Consider the following 24347-nt stretch of genomic DNA (forward strand, 5'->3'; position numbering starts at 1 on the left):
ATCAACACAGTGATAATACGTTCACTTTGTATTAACGCCATTGGAACAGGCGTACCGACATTGTGGTATTCTGATGATATCCCTCGTAGAACTGAGGGATTAACGCAAATTTTTCTCCTTTGCGGTCACCGTTCAACCGCGAAGTCAAAACTACATATGTAAGCAATGTCGAAACAAGGAGTGACCCATGCAGGTCAGCAGAAGGCAGTTCTTTAAGATCTGCGCTGGCGGTATGGCAGGCACCACGGCGGCGGCACTGGGTTTTGCACCCGGTGTAGCGCTGGCGGAGACGCGGCAATATAAACTGCTGCGCACCCGTGAAACCCGTAATACCTGTACGTACTGCTCTGTCGGTTGCGGGCTGTTGATGTATAGCCTCGGCGACGGTGCTAAAAACGCCAAAGCGTCTATCTTCCATATCGAAGGTGACCCGGACCATCCGGTCAACCGCGGTGCGCTGTGCCCGAAAGGTGCCGGCCTGGTTGACTTTATCCACTCCGAAAGCCGCCTGAAATTCCCTGAATATCGTGCGCCAGGTTCCGATAAATGGCAGCAAATCAGCTGGGAAGACGCATTTGACCGCATCGCTAAACTGATTAAAGAAGACCGCGATGCCAACTTTATTGCGAAGAACGCTGAAGGCGTCACCGTCAACCGCTGGCTCTCCACCGGGATGCTGTGTGCGTCTGCTTCCAGTAACGAAACCGGCTATTTAACCCAGAAATTTACGCGTGCACTCGGTATGCTCGCGGTCGACAACCAGGCGCGTGTCTGACACGGACCAACGGTAGCAAGTCTTGCTCCAACATTTGGTCGCGGTGCGATGACCAACCACTGGGTCGACATCAAGAACGCCAACCTTATTGTGGTGATGGGCGGTAACGCCGCTGAAGCGCACCCTGTCGGGTTCCGCTGGGCGATGGAAGCCAAAATCCACAACGGTGCGAAACTGATTGTGATCGATCCCCGCTTTACGCGTACTGCGTCAGTGGCGGATTTCTACACCCCTATTCGTTCAGGTACTGACATCACTTTCCTGTCAGGCGTATTGCTGTACCTGATGACCAACGAAAAATATAACCGCGAATACACCGAAGCCTATACCAACGCCAGCCTGATCGTGCGTGAGGATTACCACTTCGAAGATGGACTGTTCAGCGGTTATGACGCCGAAAAACGCAAATACGACAAGACCAGCTGGAACTATGAGCTGGACGAGAAAGGCTTTGCGAAGCGTGATACGACGCTGCAGCATCCGCGCTGCGTGTGGAACCTGCTGAAAGAGCACGTTTCCCGCTACACGCCGGACGTTGTCGAAAACATCTGTGGTACGCCGAAGGAAGACTTCCTGAAGGTGTGCGAGCTTATCGCCGAAACCAGCGCGAAAGACAAAACGGCGTCGTTCCTCTACGCACTCGGGTGGACCCAACACTCTGTCGGCGCGCAGAACATCCGTACCATGGCGATGGTTCAGCTGCTGCTCGGCAACATGGGGATGGCAGGCGGCGGCGTGAACGCCCTGCGTGGTCACTCCAACATTCAGGGTCTGACCGACCTTGGTCTGCTGTCTCAAAGCCTGCCAGGTTACATGAACCTGCCAAGCGAAAAACAGACCGACCTGCAAACCTACCTCACAGCCAGTACGCCTAAACCGCTGCTCGAAGGTCAGGTGAACTACTGGGGCAACTATCCGAAGTTCTTCGTCTCGATGATGAAAGCCTTCTTCGGTGACAAAGCGACAGCGGAAAACAGCTGGGGCTTTGACTGGCTGCCGAAGTGGGACAAAGGTTACGACGTTCTGCAGTACTTCGAGATGATGCATCAGGGCAAGGTGAATGGCTATCTGTGCCAGGGCTTTAACCCGGTCGCCTCATTCCCGAACAAGAACAAGGTGGTTGAATCGCTGTCGAAACTGAAGTTCCTGGTGACGATTGACCCACTCAACACCGAGACGTCGACCTTCTGGCAGAACCACGGTGAGTCGAATGACGTTGACCCATCGAAGATTCAGACTGAAGTGTTCCGTCTGCCTTCTACCTGCTTCGCGGAAGAGAACGGTTCCATCGTGAACTCTGGCCGCTGGCTGCAGTGGCACTGGAAAGGTGCGGACGCCCCGGGCATCGCCATGAACGACGGCGAGATCCTGGCCGGTATCTTCTTACGCCTGCGTAAGATGTATGCGGCAGAAGGCGGTGCGAACCCGGAACCGGTGCTGAACATGACCTGGAACTACTCGACGCCGGAAAACCCAGCGCCGGAAGAAGTGGCGATGGAGAGCAACGGTAAAGCGCTGGCAGATGTTATCGACCCGGCCACCGGAACGGTGCTGGCGAAGAAAGGCGATCAGCTCAGTACCTTCGCGCACCTGCGTGATGACGGCACGACCGCCAGTGGCTGCTGGATCTTTGCCGGTAGCTGGACGCCGAAAGGTAACCAGATGGCCAACCGCGATAATGCTGACCCGTCAGGACTCGGCAATACGCTGGGCTGGGCCTGGGCATGGCCGCTGAACCGCCGCATTCTCTACAACCGTGCTTCCGCTGACCCGCAGGGTAATCCGTGGGATCCGAAGCGTCAGTTGCTGAAATGGGACGGCGCGAAATGGGGCGGTGTGGATATTCCGGACTACAGTACTGCCCCTCCAGGCAGCGATGTCGGGCCGTTTATCATGCAGCCTGAAGGGATGGGACGCCTGTTTGCTATCGATAAGATGGCGGAAGGGCCATTCCCGGAACACTACGAGCCGTTTGAGACGCCGCTGGGCACCAACCCGCTGCACCCGAACGTGGTCTCTAACCCGGCAGCCCGCATCTTTAAGGGCGATTTCGACGCGCTGGGTAAAAAAGACAAGTTCCCGTATGTGGGCACCACTTACCGTCTGACCGAACACTTCCACTACTGGACCAAGCACGCGCTGCTTAACGCTATCGCGCAGCCGGAACAGTTTGTGGAGATCGGCGAGAAGCTGGCGAACAAGCTCGGCATTGCCCATGGCGATACCGTGAAGGTCTCTTCTAACCGTGGCTACATCAAGGCCAAGGCGGTGGTGACCAAGCGTATTCGCACGCTGAACGTTCACGGTCAGCAGGTGGATACCATCGGTATTCCGATTCACTGGGGTTATGAGGGCGTGGCGAAGAAAGGGTTCATTGCGAACACCCTGACGCCGTTCGTCGGTGATGCGAACACGCAGACGCCGGAGTTTAAGGCCTTCCTCGTGAACGTGGAAAAGGTGTAACGGAGACGACTTATGGCTTATCAATCTCAAGACATTATCCGTCGTTCCGCGACTAACGGTTTCACGCCCGCGCCTCAGGCGCGGGACCACCAGCAGGAAGTGGCGAAGCTTATCGACGTGACCACCTGTATCGGCTGTAAAGCCTGCCAGGTGGCCTGTTCTGAGTGGAACGACCTCCGTGATGAAGTGGGTCACAACGTCGGGGTGTACGACAACCCGGCTGACCTGACCGCCAAGTCCTGGACGGTGATGCGTTTCTCGGAAGTGGAACAGAACGACAAACTGGAATGGCTTATCCGCAAAGATGGCTGTATGCACTGTGCGGATCCGGGCTGCCTGAAGGCATGTCCGTCAGAAGGGGCTATCATTCAGTATGCTAACGGTATCGTCGACTTCCAGTCCGAGCAGTGCATTGGCTGCGGCTACTGCATAGCGGGCTGCCCGTTCGATGTCCCTCGCATGAACCCGGAAGACAACCGCGTCTACAAATGCACGCTGTGCGTAGACCGCGTAAACGTCGGCCAGGAGCCTGCGTGCGTGAAAACCTGTCCGACGGGCGCTATCCACTTTGGTTCCAAAGAGGATATGAAAACGCTGGCGGCTGAACGCGTGGGCGAACTGAAAACCCGTGGCTACGACAACGCAGGCCTGTACGATCCGGCCGGCGTGGGCGGCACGCACGTGATGTATGTGCTGCACCACGCAGACAAGCCGAATCTGTATCACGGCCTGCCGGAGAACCCGGAAATCAGCGCGACCGTGAAGTTCTGGAAAGGCATCTGGAAACCGCTGGCAGCGGTGGGTTTTGCTGCCACCTTCGCAGCGAGCATTTTCCACTATGTCGGTGTCGGTCCGAACCGCGCGGAAGAGGAAGACGACAACCTGCATGAAGAGAAAGACGAGGTGCGCAAATGAAAAAACGTGACACCATCGTGCGCTATACCGCGCCGGAACGCATCAACCACTGGGTCACCGCCTTCTGCTTCATGCTGGCGGCGATAAGCGGGCTGGGGTTCTTCTTCCCCTCCTTCAACTGGCTGATGCAGATCATGGGGACACCACAGCTGGCGCGTATACTGCACCCGTTTGTTGGCGTCATCATGTTCGCGTCGTTCATCATCATGTTTTTCCGATACTGGCACCATAACCTAATCAATCGGGATGATATCTTTTGGGCGAAGAATATTCGTAAGATCGTCGTCAACGAGGAAGTGGGTGATACCGGGCGTTATAACTTCGGCCAGAAGTGCGTATTCTGGGCGGCGATTATCTTCCTGGTCCTGTTGCTGGTGAGCGGCGTGATCATCTGGCGTCCGTATTTTGCGCCTGCTTTCTCAATCCCGGTGATCCGATTCGCGCTGATGCTGCATTCATTTGCCGCAGTGGCGTTAATTGTGGTTATCATGGTGCATATTTACGCCGCCCTTTGGGTGAAAGGCACCATTACCGCGATGGTGGAAGGCTGGGTAACCAGTACGTGGGCGAAGAAACATCACCCGCGCTGGTACCGAGAGGTCCGCCAGAAACAGGAAAAGTCATCTGAATGAGTATTCGCATAATCCCGCAAGATGAGCTGGGTTCGAGCGAGAAACGCACGGCGGATTATATTCCGCCGTTGTTATTCCCCAGACTCAAGAACCTCTATAACCGCCGCGCAGAGCGTCTGCGCGAGCTGGCAGAGAACAACCCACTGGGTGATTTTCTGCGTTTTGCCGCGCTGGTTGCCCATGCGCAGGAAGTGGTGCTCTACGACCACCCGCTGCAAATTGACCTGACCGCGCGCATCAAAGAGGCCAGCGAGCAGGGTAAGCCTCCGCTGGATATTCACGTTCTGCCGCGCGATAAGCACTGGCATACGCTGCTGCACTCCCTGATTGCCGAGCTGAAACCCGAGATGAGCGGTACCGCGCTGGCGGTCATTGAGAATCTGGAAAAAGCCTCCGATCAGGAGCTGGAAGAGATGGCGAGCGCGCTGTTTGCGTCCGATTTCTCCCTGGTCAGCAGCGACAAAGCGCCGTTCATCTGGGCGGCGTTGTCGCTTTACTGGGCGCAAATGGCCAGCCTGATCCCGGGTAAAGCCCGCGCCGAATACGGCGAAGCGCGTCAATTCTGCCCGGTATGCGGCTCAATGCCGGTGTCCAGCATGGTGCAGATCGGTACCACTCAGGGGCTGCGTTATCTGCACTGCAACCTGTGTGAAACCGAGTGGCACGTGGTGCGCATTAAATGCAGCAACTGCGAACAGACGCGCGATCTCAACTACTGGTCGCTGGAAAATGAAGACGCGGCGGTCAAAGCTGAAAGCTGCGGTGACTGCGGTACCTACCTGAAGATCCTTTATCAGGAAAAAGACCCGAAAGTCGAAGCCGTCGCCGACGATCTCGCCTCGCTGATTCTGGACGCCAAAATGGAGCAAGAGGGCTTTGCCCGCAGCTCTATTAACCCGTTCCTGTTCCCGGGTGAAGGGGAGTAATCCCCACTCACAGTGCCGGGCAACGTTGGTTTGCCCGGCCTGTATCTGGTTGACTGCAACATCCTCGCCTTCCTCTCGCATATCTTCCAGCATCACTGTTCAGGCAAACTACACGTGCGTTATTCAGGACTAAAGCCAAATTTAATATCCATGTTTACTTTTGCGAGCCGCTTTCCAGAATCGTTTTCAGCCTCGTTTTCCCTGTTTCACTCGACAACAAACTGAGTTATAACACTGTATATTTATACAGATTAAAGGGACCCACATGGCACTCGAAAAAGGGATTGATACGCTGGTTCAGGCGTTCATCGCAGCAGGACGTCCTTCTGCGCGTAGCCAAAGTATTGATGACCGGAGAGCAGGCTATATTGCCAGCACGGCGCTTGCCGGTGAGACAGAAACGCGCGTTGACGTAGAAACGCTGAACCTCGAAGGCATCACATATCGCGTCTTCTCTCCGCCAGATGCTGCTGAAAAGCTGCCGACCGTTATCTACTACCACGGGGGATGCTTCATAAGCGGCGGCTTCGATACTCACGATAATCAACTGCGCCAGTTAGCGTTTTATGGCAACTGCCGCGTCATTGCGATCCAGTACAGACTTGCTCCTGAACATACCTACCCTGCCGCCCATGATGATGCAGAAAGAGGCGCACATCTGGTCTGGCAATACGCGGATATGTTTGGCGTGGATAAAAACCGTATCACCCTGTGCGGGGACAGCGCAGGAGGCCATCTGGCATTGGTGACTGCCCTGCGGCTCACGTCTTCCGGACTCTGGCAGCCGGCGCAGCTCATTCTTATCTACCCAATGCTGGATGCCACGGCCTCTTTTGAAAGTTATACCCGTAACGGCGCGGATTACGTCATCACCCGCGATACGCTGCTGAGCGGATATGAGCTCTATCTGGCCCACACGGAACGCCAGCATCCTGAAGCGAGCCCGCTCTGGCGAAAGGATTTTAGCGGCCTGCCTCCCGTGCACATCATTACTGCCGAGTTTGATCCGCTTTGCGACGAAGGTGAAGCGCTATATCAGCGCCTGACTGAGCAAGGCGTCACGTGTACGGCTCAGCGGTGGCTGGGGGTTATCCATGGATTTTTCCAGCTTGGCGGGGTCAGCCCGTCTGCGCGCGATCTTCTGAGGGATATTGCCAGACGGATCGGCGCGGGGAATTAGCCCGGCAATCATGCCGGGACGCCGGAGCCTACTCTTCTTCGTTTCCACCCTCTTCAAACGCGCCAAACGGCTTCGCAGGAAGAACGATGTAGGTACCTTCAAAGACGGCACCCGGCGTTTCATCGCCGAACAGCTCAACGCGCATCTGTACGCGCGCTTTACGCCCGCGCGCCAGGCGGTCGAGATCGCCACCAAGTGCGCCAAGATCGGCAACGGCGCTCGGCTTACCACTGATCGGCGCGCTGTAACGTATATGGGCATCGGCCAGAATAATGGTGCCGCCAAGATGGCGTTCGCGGAGCATCAGCCAGATAAGCCCCCAGCCGGTCAGCGTGGCGAGTGAAAACAGGCTGCCGGCAAACAGGGTGTGATGGGGGTTCTGATTGCCGATTTCCGGCATGGTGGTAATGAATTTTTGCCCGGTGTACTGCTGAATACGCACGCCCATTTTTTCACTCAGGGGAATGTGCTGATACCAGGCCTGCTGGAGCTGCCCACACCAGTCGGCGCGATGGAGAATATCATCCAGCGTAGCGATGGGTTTGATCATCAAAAAGTGACGAATCGGCGTGGTTTGCGGGGCGGTGATTTCCCCCTGGTTAACAAAACCGAGTTTGGCGAAGAATTCGACGGCGTCTTCGCGGGCGCTACAGGTGACGCGCTTAACCCCTTCCTGACGGGCGACGGACTCGAGGGTCATCGCCATCAAGGTGCCGAGGCCTTTATCCTGCACGGAAGGATGAACCGCCATAAAGCGGATTGAAGCTTCGTTATCGGCATTGATGTACAAACGCCCGACGGCGACGAGGTTACCCTCTTCGTCCATCACCATCTGGTGATGGGCCATCGCATCCCAGGCGTCGCGCTCAGACCCTTTTGGCTGATGTAATGGCTTGCGTAACATTTCCCAACGGAACTGGTAATAGGCTTCTAACTCTTCTTCCGTTTGCGGTACTCGAAGGTGATACATAGCTGTACTCTCTCTTGTTACCCGCGGCCACGCCGCCAGTTGGCTCATACCTGGAGCCAGAATGTGACGGGGCCATCGTTCACCAGCGATACCTGCATATCTGCAGCGAATCGTCCGGTTTGCGTATTCATGTCCTGGTGACGACAACGCGCCACAAAGTACTCGTAAAGGGCTTCTGCACGATCCGGTGCGGCACCTTTAGAGAAACCCGGGCGCATGCCGCGCTCGGTATCGGCCGCCAGCGTAAACTGGGAGACCACCAGCACGCTGCCACCCGCCTGCTGAACGTTCAGGTTCATCTTACCTTCCGCATCGCTGAAAATGCGGTAGCCCAGCACGCGCTCGCACAAGCGGTTGGCTTTCTGTTCGTCATCATCCTTTTCGACACCTAACAACACTAAAAGTCCTGGGCCAATTTCACCCGTCACCTCTCCCTCCACGGTGACGCTGGCACGGGTTACGCGCTGTATCAATGCAATCATGGTTGGTCTGCTTCTTGTTGTTTTTCAGCTTCTGCTGCTTTTTTAAGTTCGCGGTATACGCCGAGAGTGACAGTTATTTCGGCACCAAGCAAGACGATACACCAGGTCCAGTAGACCCAGACAAATAAAATGGGGATCACCGCCAGCACGCCGTAAATCAGCTGATAAGACGGGAACATGGTGATGTAAAGGGCAAACCCTTTTTTGCCCAGTTCAAAGAGCAATGCCGCGACCAGCGCGCCCACGACCGCATCGCGGTTAGGCACGCGCGTGGTCGGTACCACGCTGTACAGCAGCCAGAAAGAGAGCCACGATAAAATCAGCGGGAAGATACGCAACAGGTTATCGATAACGCCGTTGAGATCGCTGGCCCAGCGCAGCGAAAGCAGATACGAACTGATAGCCAGACTCGCACCGGCCAGCAAGGGCCCCAGCGTTAAGATCATCCAGTACACCGCAAAGGAATAAACCTTGGGCCGCGCCTTTTTACTCCGCCAGATGGCATTCAGCGCGTTATCTATGGCGTACATCAATAACAGCGCCGTGACGATCAGGCCGCACGCCCCGACCGCCGTCATTTTGCTGGAGTTAGCGACAAACTGTTCAATGTAGTTCTGTATGACATCCCCGGTGGCGGGAATAAAATTCGCAAAGACAAAGTGGCGAAGCTGCAGGCTGACATCTGCAAACATTGGAAAAGCGGAAAATAGCGCAAAAATGACGGCCACCAGCGGCACAAGCGAGAGCAGTGACACGTAGGCGAGGTTACCCGCCAGCGTGGTCATGTTGTCCTCATCAATGCGATGCCAGAGCAGTTTCAGCCACGCCCTGAGCGGACGAGTATGATGCGTGGCTTTTTGATGAACGGTTTTTAGCATAACTGCTTCGCAAAATAGTTTGGTATCGTCTCCTTTCCGGTCACCAGAATTGACGTAATACCCAACTGGTTAGCTCCCTCTATATTATCGGCATTGTCGTCGAAAAAGACCGCATCGGCCGCGGTGAATCCTTCCGCCTGCAGAACCGCCTGATAGATACGCGCTTCGGGTTTACGCATCCCCATCTCCTGGGAGAGGTAGATTTTATCGGCCGCCGCCTGCACCTCAGGATACTCGTCAGGCCAGAACGTGGTATGCAGACGGTTAGTATTCGACAGCACCACAACCCGATGCCCCTGCTCGCGGAGTTTATGCATAATGGCGATCACGTCCGGGCGGATCGCGACGAACACTGCCTGCCAGCCATGGGAAAATTGCTCGTAACTTAACGGCACATCCATTTCATGACACAGACGTTCAGCAAATTCTTCATCGCTAATTTCGCCGCGCTCGTGCTGATGGAAGGTCTCGCCCATGGCGAAACTCTGCTTTAACGTCGCCAGCGGGACACGGCTAAAGTCGCTCCATGCGCCCAGCACCCGATTAAAATCGATATCGACGATTACATTTCCTAAGTCAAAGATATAAAGCATTTTTTATCTCCTGCTCGCCGTGGAAAAGTAACTGTAGCGGGAAAGATAAGGTTTGGCTATGCGCCAGATTCAGCTTACAGAAAGGAAAGGCCCGAGCCTGAATATCGGGCCATTAAGAAGGGTTAGCCTGCCTGCTGTTCGTCGCCTGAATTCACCTCAACGACTTCAACCTTGCTGGATTTGAGATGATTGTGCAGCGCAGATCCCGGTAGCTCATCGGTGAAGAGCGCGGTTGCCTGCGACACGTTACCAATTTCAACGGCAGCAGAGGCGTGGTATTTCGTATGATCGGCCGCCAGTAAAATATGTCGCGCGTGGGCCATCATGGTTTTCACCACGCTGGCTTCATTAACGTCAAACTCCATCATCGCGCCGTCGTGTTCAATTGCTCCGACGCTGGTCACCAGGTAATCGGCACGGAAGCCTGACACGAACGCCGTCGCTGCAGGCCCGATAATGCCTCCGTTATGCGGACGCAGCGTACCGCCAGGCACCATCACTTCAAAGCGCGGGTTCTTATACAGAATATGCGCCACCCGCAGGCTGTTGGTGATGATGCGCAGATGATTATGGTTGAGCAGCGCCCGGGCAACGTGCTCCACCGTCGTCCCGATAGTAATGAAGATGGTTGAACCATCGGGAATGTAGTCGGCAATCGCTTCGGCAATGGCCCGCTTCTCTTCGGTCAAGGAGACTTCACGTTGCTCAAATGCGGTGTTCACCACGCTGGATGCCCTGCCCGCGCCGCCATGATGACGCGTGATCAGCCCCTGCTCACTCAGCTTGCGGATATCCCGGCGCACGGTTTGCGTTGAGACGTCCAGCAGTTGCGCCAGTTCATCAATGTTCATATAGCCGCGGTCAGCAATCAACGTAAGCAGTTGATCGTGCCGCGGGTTGCCGGTCAGTTCGGTAAGGCTCATGGGCTGTCCTCTGAAAACCATCACGCCCCGCATTTTATACAAAAAGTGACAAAAAAGAGCGGGTTTGATCACAGTCAGGTATACCCGCCCGTCCTCCGGTCCGGGTACATTTCAGTGCCGCAACCGCACTCGCGAAACGTACCGCGTCTGTTGCATCCCCCTGCTGCGCCAGACTCACCGCCAGCGCGCCGTGAAAGACATCCCCTGCACCTGTGGTATCCACCACGTCGACCGCAAATCCCGGCTGATGACGCAGCGCGCCCTGCTCCAGCCAGTAACACCCTTCACACCCTTGCGTGACGTAGACATGTCCATTTGTGAGCGTTTGTGCTTTTCTCAGTGCGTTTTCCGTATCGTCCAGCTGGCTTAAACGCCGCAAACCCGGCGCGGAGAAGGCCGCGTGATCGCTTAAGGCGACCAGCTCAGCAATGTCCTGCGGGGTGACATCGGCATCAAGCAGCGTGCTGACGCCCTGCTGGCGGGCAAGGGTGAACGCCTGTTTAGCCCCTTCGTGCCAGCGCACGTCGGCTAATACGATATCCCATTGCGAAAAATCGATATCCTGCAGCCATGCCGCCGTAGCCGGGAGATCGGGGCTGGGGTAGTTAGCAATAACTCGCTCCCCGTGGCCATCCACCAGCACGGCCGATTGCGATGAACGGGCTCCTTTCACCATCCGCGTATAGCGCGTGTTTACCCCCAGGGACTCCAGCTCCGCGAGCAGTCTTCTGCCGGTATCGTCATCACCCACCCGGCCAATAAAGTCCACCTCAGCCCCCAGTTTCGCTGCCGCCACCGCCGCAGTCGCCGCGGGACCACCGCCCACCTCCGTATAGTCTTTTGCGACATATTTGCCACCTTCTTTCGGTAAATCATCGAGATACCAGATGCGATCCAGCACGGTAATGCCGACACAAACGATGCGAGTCATGGTGATTCCTTCTGCGTTTTCTGATGCTCTCATTTTAATTTCACGAAATGTTTAAAAAGTGACCCCTGTCAATTTTTTGACTATAAATTACAAATACGATCAAAAACAGACAACGCAAACGCTCAATAATTGACACGATGTGACAGGAGAGAAGCATGTCAGCAATTGCCTTTATCGGGTTAGGACAGATGGGTGCGCCCATGGCAACGAATCTGCTTAAACAGGGCCACCAGCTTCACGTTTTTGATGTAAACCCGCAGGCGATACAGGCTCTGGTGGCGCGTGGAGCCCGGGCTGCAGCCACGCCTGCACAGGCAGTAAAGGAGGCCGAATTTGTCATTACCATGCTGCCAAACGGAGACCTGGTTCGCACAGTCTTGTTTGGTGAGCAGGGCGTCTGCGAAGGGTTATCCCGCGAAGGGCTGGTCATTGATATGTCCACCATTCACCCGCTACAGACCGATGCCCTGATCCGCGACATGGCTGAACGTGGTTTCAGCATGATGGATGTGCCTGTCGGACGCACATCGGACCATGCCGTCGCCGGAACATTACTCCTTCTGGCTGGCGGCACCGCGCAGCAGGTTGAACGTGCCACGCCGGTGTTGATGGCGATGGGCAATGAACTGATAAACGCAGGTGGGCCAGGCATGGGCATCCGCGTGAAGCTTATTAACAACTACATGAGCATTGCCCTGAACGCGCTGTCCGCTGAAGCCGCCGTGCTGTGTGAAGCCCTCGGCCTCTCTTTCGATGTGGCGCTCAGCGTCATGAGCGGTACGCCAGCAGGCAAAGGCCACTTCACCACCTCATGGCCTAACAAGGTGCTCAAAGGCGATCTTACACCGGCCTTTATGATCGACCTCGCGCATAAAGATCTGGGGATCGCGCTGGACGTGGCAAACCAGCTCCACGTCCCGATGCCGCTGGGCGCCGCCTCCCGTGAAGTCTACAACCAGGCGCGGGCCGCCGGACGCGGGCGCGAAGACTGGACAGCCATTCTTGAACAGGTTCGCGCATCCGCCGGGCTGAAAAAAACACACTGATACGAAAGGACTGAGGAATGACGATGTACACCCTGAAAGATATCACCCGACCTTCCGGCGGTTTTGCGATGCTGGCCGTTGACCAGCGCGAAGCGATGCGCCTGATGTTTGCTGCGGCTGGCGCACCGGTGCCGGTCACCGATCGGCATCTCACCGACTTTAAGGTCAACGCGGCCAAGATTCTGTCGCCGTATGCCTCCGCCATTCTTGTCGATCAGCAGTTTTGCTACCAGCAGATCGTTGAGCAACAGGCCGTTGCCAAAAGCTGCGCGATGATTGTGGCAGCAGACGAATTTATTCCGGGAAACGGGATCCCCGTTGATAGCGTCGTCATCGATAAAAACGTTGATGCCCAGGCGGTCAGGCGCGATGGCGGTAAAGCGCTGAAGCTACTGGTGCTGTGGCGTAGCGACGAAGATCCGCAGCAGCGTCTGGAGATGGTGAAAGCGTTCAATCAGCTGTGCCATGACAATGGACTGCTCAGCATTATTGAGCCGGTAGTCCGCCCGCCGCGTCGCGGCGCGACGTTTAATCGTGAACAGGCCATTATCGACGCGGCAAAAGAACTGGGAGACAGCGGAGCTGACCTTTACAAAGTGGAGATGCCCCTGTTCGGCAAAGGCTCTCAGCAGGAATTGCTGACTGCCTCGCAAAAACTGAACGAGAACATCGCCATGCCGTGGGTGATCCTCTCATCCGGCGTGGACGATAAGTTGTTCCCAAGGGCGGTGAGTGTTGCGATGCAGGCGGGTGCATCCGGCTTTTTAGCTGGCCGCGCCGTCTGGTCATCAGTGATTGGCCTGCCGGACACGGAACTGATGCTCCGTGATATTTCTGTGCCGAAACTGCAGCGTTTGGGTGAGATCGTCGACGAAATGATGGCTCGCCGTTAAGAAAGGACCCGAACATGAAATGGTTTAACACCCTGAGCCATAACCGCTGGCTTGAACAAGAGACTGACCGCATTCTCGATTTCGGTAAAAACGCCGCCGTGCCGACCGGCTTTGGCTGGCTGGGCAATAACGGTCAGGTGCGCAGCGATATGGGCACGCATCTGTGGATCACCGCCCGTATGCTGCACGTTTATGCCGTGGCGGCAAACATGGGGCGTCCCGGCGCATATGCCCTGGTGGAGCATGGCATCAACGCCCTGAACGGTCCGCTGCGTGACCCGCAATATGGCGGCTGGTACGCCTGTATTAACGATGAAGGCGTTATGGATGCCTCCAAGCAGGGCTATCAGCACTTCTTTGTTTTGCTGGGCGCGGCCAGCGCCGTCACCACCGGCCATCCACAGGCTCGCAAGTTACTGGACGATGCCATCGAGGTGATTGAGCGTTATTTCTGGAGCGAACAGGAACAGATGTGCCTGGAATCCTGGGATGAGGCCTTCAGCAAAACCGAAGAGTACCGTGGTGGCAACGCCAATATGCACGCTGTCGAAGCCTTCCTGATTGTGTATGACGTGACGCATGACCGTAAATGGCTCGACCGCGCCCTGCGCATTGCCTCGGTGATCATTCACGACGTGGCACGCAAGGGCGAGTACCGGGTTAATGAGCATTTCGATACGCAATGGAACCCCATCCGCGATTACAACATTGATAACCCCGCTCACCGTTTTCGCGCCTACGGCGGTACGCCAGGCCACTGGATCGAGTGGGGCCGCCTGATGCTGCACCTGCGCGCTGCGCTGGAAGCGCGTTTTGAAACACCCCCCGCATGGCTGCTGGAAGATGCAAAAGGGTTGTTCCACGCCACAATCCGCGACGCCTGGGCACCCGATGGTGCCGACGGTTTTGTCTATTCCGTTGGCTGGGATGGTAAACCCATCGTTCGCGAGCGCGTGCGCTGGCCGATTGTCGAAGCGATGGGAACGGCCTATGCGCTCTATACCGTCACCGGCGAGGCGCAGTACGAAGCCTGGTATCAGAAATGGTGGGATTACTGCATCAAATACCTGATCGACTACGAGAACGGTTCATGGTGGCAGGAGCTGGATATCCATAACGAAGTGACCACCAAAGTCTGGGACGGCAAGCAGGATATTTATCATCTGCTGCATTGCCTGGTGATCCCTCGCTTACCGCTGGCGCCAGGGTTAGCCCCGGCCGTTGCCGCCGGATTACTGGATAGCCAGGCCAAATAATAAAAACGGAGATCTTATGCGTACCCTACACAATATTATTCTTAAAAGCAGTGAACATGGTTTCACCCTGAGCTGGCAGGATCGTCTGATTCTGTCCCACACCGCCGACACCCCGTGCCTGTGGATCGGCGCAGGTGAAGCCGATATCGAGATGTTTCGCGGCAACTTCAGCATCAAAGACAAACTCAACGAAAAAATTGCCCTGACCGAGGCCACCGTCGCGCCGCAAAATGCGGGCTGGGCGATTCGCTTTACCCGGGGTGACGCCGTCAGCGCCACGCTACTGGTGGGTGTGGATGCCGAAGGACGCCTGGAGCTGAAACTCAAAAATGATGCCTCCAGCCATAACCGCATCTGGCTGCGGCTGGCGGCCCAGCCCGAGGATCATATCTATGGTTGCGGAGAGCAGTTCTCCTACTTCGACCTGCGCGGCAAGCCGTTCCCGTTGTGGACCAGCGAGCAGGGCGTGGGCCGTAATAAGCAGACCTACGTCACCTGGCAGGCAGACTGCAAAGAGAACGCGGGCGGCGATTACTACTGGACCTTCTTCCCGCAACCCACCTTTGTGAGTACCCAGAAGTACTACTGCCACGTGGATAACAGCTGTTATATGAATTTCGACTTCAGCGCGCCGGCGTTCCATGAGCTGGCCTTCTGGGAAGATAACGCCACGCTGCGCTTCGAATGTGCCCAAACGTATGTCGATCTGCTGGAAAAACTGACCGGGTTACTGGGCCGCCAGCCCGAACTGCCGGACTGGGTTTACGACGGGGTAACGCTGGGCGTTCAGGGCGGCACCGACGTGTGCCAGCAAAAGCTCGACACCATGCGCAACGGCGGTGTGAAGGTGAACGGTATCTGGGCGCAGGACTGGTCCGGCATCCGGATGACCTCCTTTGGCAAACGCGTGATGTGGAACTGGAAGTGGAACAGCGATCTGTATCCGCAGCTGGATACACGTATCCCGCAGTGGAAGCAGGAAGGCGTGCAGTTCCTCTCCTATATCAACCCTTACGTGGCGAGCGACAGAGACCTCTGTGAAGAGGCGGCGAAACGCGGTTATCTGACCAAAAACGCCGACGGTCAGGACTATCACGTCGAGTTCGGCGAGTTCTATGCGGGCGTTATCGACCTGACGAATCCGGAAGCCTACGACTGGTACAAAGAGATCATCAAAAAGAACCTGATAGAACTGGGCTGTGGCGGCTGGATGGCTGATTTTGGTGAATATTTGCCGACTGATACCTTCCTGCACAACGGCGTGAGCGCGGAAATCATGCACAACGCCTGGCCTGCGCTATGGGCGAAATGTAACTACGAGGCGCTGGAAGAGACCGGCAAGCTCGGCGAGATCCTGTTCTTTATGCGCGCGGGTTATACCGGCAGCCAGAAACACTCGGTGATGATGTGGGCCGGCGATCAGAACGTCGACTGGAGCCTGGACGACGGTCTGGCGTCAGTGGTTCCTGCGGCACTCTCACTGGCAATGACCGGGCACGGGCTGCATCACAGCGACATCGGCGGTTATACCACGCTGTTTGAGATGAAACGCAGCAAAGAGCTGCTGCTGCGCTGGTGCGACTTCAGCGCCTTCACACCGATGATGCGTACCCACGAGGGCAACCGCCCTGGCGATAACTGGCAGTTTGATGGCGACGGCGAAACCATCGCCCACTTTGCGCGTATGACGACCGTCTTCACTACCCTGAAGCCCTACATCAAAGCCGCCGTTGCGCAGAACGCGAAAAGCGGCCTGCCGGTGATGCGCCCGCTGTTCCTGCATTACGAAAACGATGCGCGCAGCTACACGCTGAAATACCAGTATCTGTTTGGCCGCGATCTGCTGGTGGCACCGGTCCATGAAGAAGGCCGTCGTGACTGGACGCTCTATTTGCCTGAGGACACCTGGGTGAATGCCTGGACGGGTGAAACGCATGAGGGCGGTGACATCACCGTTGACGCTCCGCTCGGCAAACCGCCGGTGTTTTATCGCCAGCAAAGCGAATGGGCAGACCTGTTTAGCACCTTACGTCATATCTGATAAGGCTCGCCCGCAGGGAAACCTGCGGGCAGATGGAGAACAATAATGCGTCAACACGCTTCCGATCCGGCAACGCTACGCCTGCCGTTTAAAGAGAAACTCGCCTACGGGATGGGCGATCTCGGCTCTAACATCCTTCTGGATATCGGCACGTTGTATCTGCTGAAGTTCTACACCGACGTTCTTGGCCTGCCTGGTACCTACGGCGGGATCATCTTCCTGATTGCCAAGTTCTTCACCGCCTTCACCGATATGGGCACGGGTATCATGCTTGATTCCCGACGCAAGATCGGTCCTAAGGGCAAATTCCGCCCGTTCGTGCTGTATGCGGCGTTCCCGGTGACGTTACTGGCCATCGCAAACTTTGTCGGCACGCCGTTTGAAATCACCGGCAAAACGGTGATGGCAACCGTGCTGTTCATGCTTTACGGCCTGTTCTTCAGCATGATGAACTGCTCCTACGGTGCGATGGTGCCGGCCATTACCAAAAACCCGGACGAGCGCGCTTCGCTGGCCGCCTGGCGTCAGGGCGGCGCCACGCTTGGCCTGCTGCTCTGTACCGTCGGGTTTGTGCCGGTAATGAACCTGATTGAAGGCAATGACCAGCTTGGGTATATCTTTGCCGCGACCCTCTTCTCGCTGTTCGGGCTGTTCTTTATGTGGTGGTGCTATAAGGGCGTGACCGAGCGTTACGTTGAGATGCAGCCCGCCAATCCAGCCCAGAAGCCCGGCCTGCTGCAGTCGTTTCGCGCCATCGCCGGTAACCGACCGCTGTTTATTCTCTGCATCGCCAACCTGTGCACGCTGGGGGCCTTTAACGTCAAGCTCGCCATTCAGGTTTACTACACGCAGTACGTGCTGAACGACCCTATTCTGTTGTCCTACATGGGCTTTTTCAGCATGGGCTGCATTTTCATCGGCGTCTTTATGATGCCCGGCGCGGTGCGTCGCTTCGGCAAGAAAAAGGTCTATATCAGCGGGCTGCTGATTTGGGTGGCAGGCGACCTGCTCAACTACTTCTTTGGCGGTGGTTCGGTGAGCTTTGTGGCGTTCTCCTGTCTGGCCTTCTTCGGCTCAGCCTTCGTGAACAGCCTCAACTGGGCGCTGGTGTCCGATACCGTGGAGTACGGCGAGTGGCGCACCGGCGTGCGATCCGAAGGGACGGTCTATACCGGCTTTACCTACTTCCGGAAGGTCTCACAGGCGCTGGCCGGCTTCTTCCCCGGCATCATGCTCACGCAAATCGGCTATGTGCCAAACGTGGTGCAATCCGCCGGAACGGTTGAAGGGCTGCGGCAGCTGATATTTATCTACCCCAGTCTGCTGGCCGTCATCACCATCGTGGCGATGGGCTGTTTCTACAACCTCAACGAGAAGATGTATGTGCGCATCGTGGAAGAAATTGAACTGCGCAAACGTACAGCATAACTGACTTGAGAGAGCGCCCTGCGGGGCGCTGTGAGGATCGACCATGACACACAAGAGTGATCCGTTAACCCTGAAGCTGAGCCTGCGCGAAAAGTGCGCCTACGGGATGGGCGATTTTGGCTCTAACCTGATGCTCTGTATTGGCACGCTGTATCTGCTGAAGTTTTATACTGATGAACTGGGCATGCCCGCTTTTTATGGCGGCATTATTTTCCTGGTGGCGAAGTTCTTTACCGCATTCACCGACATGCTGACCGGGGTGTTGCTGGATTCGCGGCGTAACATCGGTGCCAGAGGCAAATTCAGGCCGTTTATTCTTTATGCCTCGGTGCCGGTTGCCCTGGTGGCCACGGCGCAGTTTGTGGCCACCGATTTTAGCCTGACGGTGAAAACCGCTATTGCCACCCTGCTCTTCATGATGTTTGGCCTCTGTTATAGCCTGATGAACTGCTCTTATGGCGCGATGGTTCCCGCCATCACTAAAAATCCGAACGAGCGGGCGCAGCTTGCGGCCTGGCGTCAGGGTGGCGCAACGGTTGGGTTGTTGCTCTGCACCGTGGGGTTTATGCCAATTCAGGCGCTGTTTGTCAGCCAGCCCTCCCTCGGCTATCTGGTGGCCGCACTGGTGTTCGTCACCGGTGGTCTGTTCTGCATGTGGTGGTGCTACAGCGGTGTGAAAGAGCGCTATGTGGAGGTTACGCCCGATCATCATAAGCCTGGTATCCTGAAATCCTTCTGTGCCATTTTCCGCAACCCGCCGTTGCTGGTGTTGTGTATCGCCAACCTCTGCACCCTCGCCGCGTTTAATATCAAACTGGCGATTCAGGTCTACTACACCCAGTACGTGCTAAACGATCTGCATCTGCTGTCGTGGATGGGTTTTTTCAGTATGGGCTGCATTCTGGTTGGCGTGTTTCTGGTGCCTGGCGCGGTTAAGCGCTTCGGCAAGAAGCCGGTCTACCTTGGCGGGCTGACGCTGTGGGCCGTGGGCGACGTGATGAACTTCCTCTGGGGAACCAGCTCCCTGCTCTTTGTGCTCTTTTCCTGCATGGCCTTTTTCGGTACGGCATTCGTAAACAGCCTCAACTGGGCGCTGGTGCCCGATACCGTGGATTATGGCGAGTGGAAAACAGGCATTCGCGCCGAAGGGTCGGTTTATACCGGTTATACCTTCTCACGCAAAATCTCCGCCGCCCTCGCCGGTTTCCTGCCGGGCATTATGTTGACGCAGATTGGCTACATTCCACACGCCGTGCAGAGTGCGGGCACGCTACTGGGGCTCCGTCAGCTAATTTTTCTCTGGCCGTGCGGCCTGGCGATCGTTGCCGCGATAATCATGGGACTCTTTTATAAACTCAACGAAGCACGCTTCGCCTTTATTATTGAGGAGATTGGAAAACGGAAAAAACAACCCGCAAAACCCCCTGAGTTAACCACCAACAATAAAGCGTCAGCAGTCACTTTATAACAATAAATCCGGCCCTAATTCCCTTCCTGTGTAACAGGAGGGGGGCCTTTCTGTACCTCATACATGGACTGATTATGAAAAGAATCGTTACTGCACTGGTTGTGTCGTCTGTGTCCTGCTCGGCAGTTGCCGGCGCCTATGTCGAAACGCGCGAAGCCTATAATACGGCCTCTGAACTGCACGAAGTGATCCTGCGTGCCGGCTATAACTTCGATAAGGGCGCGGGGCTGATGTTCACTAACGCCTATAACGTGGGCAAATGGGACGAGCTTAAGCACAGCTATAACGAAATTGAAGGGTGGTATCCGCTTTTTAAACCGACCGATAAACTCACCTTTCAGCCTGGCGGTTTACTGAATGACAGCAGCGCCGGGTCCGGAGGCGCTATCTATCTGGATACCAATTATAAATTTCTCGACTGGTTTAACCTGACCTTCCGCTATCGCTATAACCACAACAATTACGATACGCCGGACTACAACGGCCAGATGGATAAAAACGACACCCACGAATTCGCTAACTACTGGAATTTCAAGGTCACGGATGCGTTTTTCTATACCTTTGAACCGCATTTTTTCCAGCGCGTGAACGATTACCACAGCAAAAATGGCAAAGACCATCACTGGGAAATCACTCACAAATTTAGCTATAAAATCGATAAAAACTGGCTGCCCTATCTCGAGCTCCAGTGGCTGGACAGATGGAATGATTACAACCGCGAGCAGTACCGTATCCGCCTGGGGTTAAGGTATTCGTTCTGATAATAAAAAAAGCCGCTGATCGCTCAGCGGCTTTTTACGTGCCGGGTGGCGCATGCGCTTACCCGGCCTACGGATTGACCGTATTACTCTTCTTTCGCACCGCGCATTGCACGTTTACGATCGTTCTCGGTCAGGTGACGTTTACGGATACGGATAGACAGTGGGGTCACTTCTACCAGTTCGTCGTCATCGATGAACTCCAGAGCTTGCTCCAGGGTCATCTTGATCGGTGGAACCAGAACCGTTGCTTCGTCAGTACCGGACGCACGCATGTTGGTCAGTTTCTTACCGGTCAGGCAGTTTACAGTCAGGTCGTTAGAACGACTGTGAATACCGATGATCTGGCCTTCATAAACTTCAGCACCGTGACCCAGGAACAGCTTACCGCGATCCTGCAGACCGAACAGCGCAAACGCAACCGCTTTACCCTGACCGTTGGAGATCAGAACGCCGTTGTTACGCTGACCAACTTCACCTGGACGAACGTCGTCGTAGTGGCTGAAGGTGGAGTACAGCAGACCGGTACCGGACGTCATGGTCATGAACTCTGAACGGAAACCGATCAGACCACGGCTTGGGATCACGTAGTCGAGACGTACGCGGCCTTTGCCATCTGGATTCATGTTTTTCAGGTCGCCTTTACGCTCACCCAGAGCCTGCATAACAGAACCCTGATGCTGCTCTTCAACGTCCAGCGTTACGTTCTCGAACGGCTCTTGTTTACGGCCGTCGATTTCGCGGAAGATAACTTTCGGACGGGAAACCGCCATTTCGAAACCTTCACGACGCATGTTTTCGATCAGAACAGACAGGTGCAGCTCACCACGACCAGAAACGCGGAATGCGTCAGCATCCTGAGTTTCTTCAACGCGCAGCGCAACGTTGTGCACCAGCTCTTTGTTCAGGCGGTCAAGGATCTGACGAGAGGTAACGAATTTACCTTCTTTGCCACAGAACGGAGAGGTGTTGACGTTGAAGAACATGGTTACCGTTGGTTCATCAACAGACAGGGCTGGCAGCGCTTCCACATTCTGCGGGTCGCAGATGGTGTCAGAGATGTTCAGCTCGCCCAGACCGGTAATCGCGATGATGTCGCCTGCTTCAGCCAGTTCGCTGTCGATACGCTCCAGACCCAGGTGAGTCAGCACTTTGCCCACTTTACCGTTACGGGTTTTGCCTTCGCTATCGATGATAGTAACCTGCTGGTTCGGCTTCACTTTACCGCGTTTGATGCGGCCGATACCGATAACGCCAACGTAGTTGTTGTAGTCCAGCTGGGAGATCTGCATCTGCAGCGGACCATCAAGATCAACATCCGGAGCCGGTACGTGATCGACAATCGCCTGATACAGCGGAGTCATGTCTTCCGCCATATTTTCGTGATCCAGACCCGCGATACCATTCAGCGCCGAAGCGTAAATGATAGGGAAGTCCAGCTGCTCGTCGGTCGCGTCGAGGTTAACGAATAGGTCGAACACCTGATCAACAACCCAGTCAGGACGCGCGCCCGGACGGTCAACCTTGTTGATAACAACAATAGGTTTCAGGCCATGGGCAAATGCTTTTTTGGTCACGAAGCGCGTTTGCGGCATTGGGCCGTCAAATGCGTCAACTACCAGCAGCACGGAATCCACCATGGACATCACGCGCTCAACTTCACCACCGAAGTCGGCGTGCCCTGGGGTATCAACGATGTTGATACGGTAGTCATTCCATTTGATAGCGGTGTTTTTCGCGAGGATAGTAATCCCACGCTCTTTCTCCAAATCGTTGGAGTCCATCACACGCTCTTGAGTTTCGGCACGAGCATCAAACGTACCGGACTGCTGCAGCAGCTTATCAACCAGGGTGGTTTTACCATGGTCGACGTGCGCGATGATGGCGATGTTACGCAAATTTTCGATCACAACTTTGCCTCAGGCATTAGAAATAGCGCGTTATTGTACACGGATTAATCGCACTACAAAACAGGATCACAAACATCCCCCGCAAACAAGTATTGCAGAGATGCTTTGTGATCGCTTTCACGGAGCGTAAAAAGGGCACTTTAACGAAAATTGCACCAATATGGTGCTCAGTGTTCACACTGAAGCACTATACTGGTGCAACATAACCATTGTGGTGCAGCACTTTTGCACTATGGTGCGCATGATAACGCCTTTTTGGGGTGTTTTAAAAGTTGGCACAGATTTCGCTTTATAAAAATACGGCAAAAAAATGGCACACAGCCAGCCCAAGACAGAAATTGAAGACCTCGTTACCACGACGACAATGACCAATCTGGAGAGTTAAGTATGTCCGCTGAACACGTTTTGACGATGCTGAACGAACATGAAGTGAAGTTTGTTGATCTGCGCTTCACCGATACCAAAGGTAAAGAACAGCACGTCACTATTCCTGCTCATCAGGTAAACGCCGAATTCTTTGAAGAAGGCAAAATGTTTGACGGCTCCTCCATTGGCGGCTGGAAAGGTATCAACGAATCTGACATGGTTCTGATGCCTGACGCTTCCACTGCGGTCATTGATCCGTTCTTCGAAGAACCAACCCTGATCATCCGTTGCGACATCCTCGAGCCAGGCACACTGCAGGGCTACGACCGCGACCCACGCTCCATCGCGAAACGCGCTGAAGAGTACCTGCGTTCAACCGGTATCGCAGACACCGTACTGTTCGGGCCAGAGCCAGAATTCTTCCTGTTTGATGACATCCGTTTCGGTGCCTCTATTTCTGGCTCCCACGTTGCCATCGACGATATCGAAGGTGCATGGAACTCCTCCACCAAATACGAAGGTGGTAACAAAGGTCACCGTCCTGGCGTTAAAGGCGGTTACTTCCCGGTTCCTCCGGTCGACTCCGCTCAGGACATCCGTTCCACCATGTGTCTGGTGATGGAAGAGATGGGCCTGGTGGTTGAAGCTCACCACCACGAAGTGGCGACTGCGGGTCAGAACGAAGTGGCAACCCGCTTCAACACCATGACCAAAAAAGCAGACGAAATTCAGATCTACAAATACGTTGTGCACAACGTTGCGCACCGTTTCGGTAAAACCGCGACCTTCATGCCAAAACCAATGTTTGGCGATAACGGTTCCGGTATGCACTGCCACATGTCTCTGTCCAAGAACGGAACCAACCTGTTCTCTGGTGACAAATATGCCGGTCTGTCTGAGCAGGCTCTGTATTACATTGGCGGCGTAATCAAACACGCTAAAGCGATCAACGCCCTGGCGAACCCAACCACTAACTCCTACAAGCGTCTGGTCCCAGGCTACGAAGCACCGGTAATGCTGGCGTACTCTGCCCGTAACCGTTCTGCTTCTATCCGTATCCCGGTGGTGGCGTCTCCTAAAGCGCGTCGTATCGAAGTTCGCTTCCCGGATCCAGCTGCTAACCCATACCTGTGCTTCGCAGCACTGCTGATGGCGGGTCTGGACGGTATCAAGAACAAGATCCACCCAGGCGAAGCTATGGACAAAAACCTGTACGATCTGCCGCCAGAAGAAGCGAAAGAGATCCCACAGGTTGCAGGCTCTCTGGAAGAAGCCCTGCAGGCGCTGGACGCAGACCGCGAGTTCCTGACTGCGGGTGGCGTGTTCACTGACGACGCTATCGATGCTTACATCGCCCTGCGTACTGAAGAGAACGACCGTGTGCGTATGACGCCACACCCGGTTGAGTTCGAACTGTACTACAGCGTTTAAGTTTCAATGAGTTTCGCGCGCCCTTTTACGCGCGATCTCACAAGCTTTTATTTGTTGCCGTGGAAACTTTCAGCCCATCTCC

General features: G+C 55.4%; 20 protein-coding genes. 13 read left to right on the top strand and 7 right to left on the bottom strand.

What is annotated here, in order from left to right; all coding sequences use genetic code 11:
- The first annotated feature begins 187 nt into the window (after window positions 1-187).
- The 5 genes from fdnG (at window position 188) to AM379_RS07670 (ending at window position 6891) form a co-directional block, all read left to right on the top strand.
- A complete protein-coding gene (gene fdnG / locus AM379_RS07650; protein ID WP_088202997.1) occupies window positions 188-3238 on the top strand; it encodes a formate dehydrogenase-N subunit alpha in 3051 nt (1016 codons plus the stop codon).
- A 12-nt stretch (window positions 3239-3250) separates the two neighbouring features.
- Window positions 3251-4153 (top strand): formate dehydrogenase subunit beta, encoded by a 903-nt coding sequence (gene fdxH, locus AM379_RS07655; RefSeq protein ID WP_014172231.1) that lies wholly within the window; start codon window positions 3251-3253, stop codon window positions 4151-4153.
- Window positions 4150-4785, top strand: coding sequence for a formate dehydrogenase cytochrome b556 subunit (fdoI, locus tag AM379_RS07660; protein WP_014172232.1), 636 nt, complete (start codon window positions 4150-4152; stop codon window positions 4783-4785). The genes fdxH and fdoI overlap by 4 nt, the downstream gene beginning before the upstream one ends.
- Entirely contained in the window at window positions 4782-5711 is a 930-nt protein-coding gene (fdhE, locus tag AM379_RS07665) for a formate dehydrogenase accessory protein FdhE (protein WP_014172233.1), read from the top strand. The genes fdoI and fdhE overlap by 4 nt, the downstream gene beginning before the upstream one ends.
- Window positions 5712-5976: 265 nt before the next feature.
- Window positions 5977-6891 (top strand): alpha/beta hydrolase, encoded by a 915-nt coding sequence (locus AM379_RS07670; RefSeq protein ID WP_032679257.1) that lies wholly within the window; start codon window positions 5977-5979, stop codon window positions 6889-6891.
- A 28-nt stretch (window positions 6892-6919) separates the two neighbouring features.
- On the opposite strand, the gene fabY is transcribed toward AM379_RS07670, so the two are convergent.
- The 6 genes from fabY to AM379_RS07700 all read right to left on the bottom strand — a co-directional run bounded on the left by fabY (window position 6920) and on the right by AM379_RS07700 (window position 11668).
- Complete coding sequence (fabY, locus tag AM379_RS07675) at window positions 6920-7861, bottom strand: fatty acid biosynthesis protein FabY (RefSeq protein WP_020883976.1); 942 nt, start codon at window positions 7859-7861, stop codon at window positions 6920-6922.
- A 44-nt stretch (window positions 7862-7905) separates the two neighbouring features.
- Window positions 7906-8343 carry a D-aminoacyl-tRNA deacylase gene (dtd, locus tag AM379_RS07680; protein WP_032679259.1) on the bottom strand — a complete coding sequence of 146 codons (438 nt, stop codon included), beginning with the start codon at window positions 8341-8343 and terminating at the stop codon, window positions 7906-7908.
- The gene (locus AM379_RS07685; protein WP_014172237.1) at window positions 8340-9221 is read right to left on the bottom strand and encodes a virulence factor BrkB family protein; all 882 of its coding nucleotides are present in this window, start codon (window positions 9219-9221) and stop codon (window positions 8340-8342) included. Before AM379_RS07685 ends, dtd begins: the two co-directional genes overlap by 4 nt.
- A complete protein-coding gene (gene yihX / locus AM379_RS07690) occupies window positions 9215-9814 on the bottom strand; it encodes a glucose-1-phosphatase (protein WP_014172238.1) in 600 nt (199 codons plus the stop codon). Before yihX ends, AM379_RS07685 begins: the two co-directional genes overlap by 7 nt.
- A 122-nt stretch (window positions 9815-9936) precedes the next feature.
- On the bottom strand, window positions 9937-10737 hold the full coding sequence (locus AM379_RS07695) for a DeoR/GlpR family DNA-binding transcription regulator (RefSeq protein WP_032679260.1): 801 nt from the start codon (window positions 10735-10737) through the stop codon (window positions 9937-9939).
- 34 nt (window positions 10738-10771) lie between these two features.
- A complete protein-coding gene (locus tag AM379_RS07700; RefSeq protein ID WP_032679262.1) occupies window positions 10772-11668 on the bottom strand; it encodes a sugar kinase in 897 nt (298 codons plus the stop codon).
- 155 nt (window positions 11669-11823) lie between these two features.
- Here AM379_RS07700 and yihU point away from each other — a divergent pair, with 155 nt between their 5' ends.
- The 7 genes from yihU (at window position 11824) to ompL (ending at window position 20561) form a co-directional block, all read left to right on the top strand.
- Window positions 11824-12714 carry a sulfolactaldehyde 3-reductase gene (gene yihU / locus AM379_RS07705; protein ID WP_032679264.1) on the top strand — a complete coding sequence of 297 codons (891 nt, stop codon included), beginning with the start codon at window positions 11824-11826 and terminating at the stop codon, window positions 12712-12714.
- Between the two features lie 17 nt (window positions 12715-12731).
- Window positions 12732-13607: a sulfofructosephosphate aldolase gene (yihT, locus tag AM379_RS07710; protein WP_025202734.1), complete on the top strand. Its 876-nt coding sequence runs from the start codon at window positions 12732-12734 to the stop codon at window positions 13605-13607.
- A gap of 14 nt (window positions 13608-13621) precedes the next feature.
- Window positions 13622-14863, top strand: coding sequence for a sulfoquinovose isomerase (gene yihS / locus AM379_RS07715; RefSeq protein ID WP_014172243.1), 1242 nt, complete (start codon window positions 13622-13624; stop codon window positions 14861-14863).
- A 16-nt stretch (window positions 14864-14879) separates the two neighbouring features.
- Entirely contained in the window at window positions 14880-16904 is a 2025-nt protein-coding gene (locus tag AM379_RS07720; protein WP_032679266.1) for an alpha-glucosidase, read from the top strand.
- 45 nt (window positions 16905-16949) lie between these two features.
- A complete protein-coding gene (locus tag AM379_RS07725) occupies window positions 16950-18332 on the top strand; it encodes an MFS transporter (RefSeq protein WP_106503579.1) in 1383 nt (460 codons plus the stop codon).
- A 43-nt stretch (window positions 18333-18375) separates the two neighbouring features.
- Window positions 18376-19800 carry an MFS transporter gene (locus AM379_RS07730; protein ID WP_032679267.1) on the top strand — a complete coding sequence of 475 codons (1425 nt, stop codon included), beginning with the start codon at window positions 18376-18378 and terminating at the stop codon, window positions 19798-19800.
- 74 nt (window positions 19801-19874) lie between these two features.
- On the top strand, window positions 19875-20561 hold the full coding sequence (gene ompL, locus AM379_RS07735; protein WP_020883984.1) for a porin OmpL: 687 nt from the start codon (window positions 19875-19877) through the stop codon (window positions 20559-20561).
- 83 nt (window positions 20562-20644) lie between these two features.
- On the opposite strand, the gene typA is transcribed toward ompL, so the two are convergent.
- Window positions 20645-22468, bottom strand: coding sequence for a ribosome-dependent GTPase TypA (gene typA, locus AM379_RS07740; protein WP_014172248.1), 1824 nt, complete (start codon window positions 22466-22468; stop codon window positions 20645-20647).
- 387 nt (window positions 22469-22855) lie between these two features.
- On the opposite strand from typA, the gene glnA reads away from it, so the two are divergent.
- Window positions 22856-24265, top strand: a complete 1410-nt coding sequence (gene glnA, locus AM379_RS07750; protein ID WP_014172249.1) for a glutamate--ammonia ligase — start codon at window positions 22856-22858, stop codon at window positions 24263-24265.
- Window positions 24266-24347 lie beyond the last annotated feature (82 nt).

It is taken from the genome of Enterobacter cloacae complex sp. FDA-CDC-AR_0132, assembly GCF_003010695.1.
Taxonomy (GTDB): Bacteria; Pseudomonadota; Gammaproteobacteria; order Enterobacterales; family Enterobacteriaceae; genus Enterobacter; species Enterobacter ludwigii.

Excerpts from the sequence above, each read along its gene's own strand:
- glnA (WP_014172249.1), top strand. The coding sequence starts at position 22,856 with ATGTCCGCTGAACACGTTTTGACGATGCTGAACGAACATGAAGTGAAG.
- yihT (WP_025202734.1), top strand. The coding sequence starts at position 12,732 with ATGACGATGTACACCCTGAAAGATATCACCCGACCTTCCGGCGGTTTT.
- AM379_RS07730 (WP_032679267.1), top strand. The coding sequence starts at position 18,376 with ATGACACACAAGAGTGATCCGTTAACCCTGAAGCTGAGCCTGCGCGAA.
- fdhE (WP_014172233.1), top strand. The coding sequence starts at position 4,782 with ATGAGTATTCGCATAATCCCGCAAGATGAGCTGGGTTCGAGCGAGAAA.
- AM379_RS07720 (WP_032679266.1), top strand. The coding sequence starts at position 14,880 with ATGCGTACCCTACACAATATTATTCTTAAAAGCAGTGAACATGGTTTC.
- AM379_RS07725 (WP_106503579.1), top strand. The coding sequence starts at position 16,950 with ATGCGTCAACACGCTTCCGATCCGGCAACGCTACGCCTGCCGTTTAAA.
- yihS (WP_014172243.1), top strand. The coding sequence starts at position 13,622 with ATGAAATGGTTTAACACCCTGAGCCATAACCGCTGGCTTGAACAAGAG.
- fdoI (WP_014172232.1), top strand. The coding sequence starts at position 4,150 with ATGAAAAAACGTGACACCATCGTGCGCTATACCGCGCCGGAACGCATC.
- AM379_RS07695 (WP_032679260.1), bottom strand. The coding sequence starts at position 10,737 with ATGAGCCTTACCGAACTGACCGGCAACCCGCGGCACGATCAACTGCTT.
- AM379_RS07700 (WP_032679262.1), bottom strand. The coding sequence starts at position 11,668 with ATGACTCGCATCGTTTGTGTCGGCATTACCGTGCTGGATCGCATCTGG.
- AM379_RS07685 (WP_014172237.1), bottom strand. The coding sequence starts at position 9,221 with ATGCTAAAAACCGTTCATCAAAAAGCCACGCATCATACTCGTCCGCTC.
- fdxH (WP_014172231.1), top strand. The coding sequence starts at position 3,251 with ATGGCTTATCAATCTCAAGACATTATCCGTCGTTCCGCGACTAACGGT.
- AM379_RS07670 (WP_032679257.1), top strand. The coding sequence starts at position 5,977 with ATGGCACTCGAAAAAGGGATTGATACGCTGGTTCAGGCGTTCATCGCA.
- ompL (WP_020883984.1), top strand. The coding sequence starts at position 19,875 with ATGAAAAGAATCGTTACTGCACTGGTTGTGTCGTCTGTGTCCTGCTCG.
- yihX (WP_014172238.1), bottom strand. The coding sequence starts at position 9,814 with ATGCTTTATATCTTTGACTTAGGAAATGTAATCGTCGATATCGATTTT.
- yihU (WP_032679264.1), top strand. The coding sequence starts at position 11,824 with ATGTCAGCAATTGCCTTTATCGGGTTAGGACAGATGGGTGCGCCCATG.
- fabY (WP_020883976.1), bottom strand. The coding sequence starts at position 7,861 with ATGTATCACCTTCGAGTACCGCAAACGGAAGAAGAGTTAGAAGCCTAT.
- dtd (WP_032679259.1), bottom strand. The coding sequence starts at position 8,343 with ATGATTGCATTGATACAGCGCGTAACCCGTGCCAGCGTCACCGTGGAG.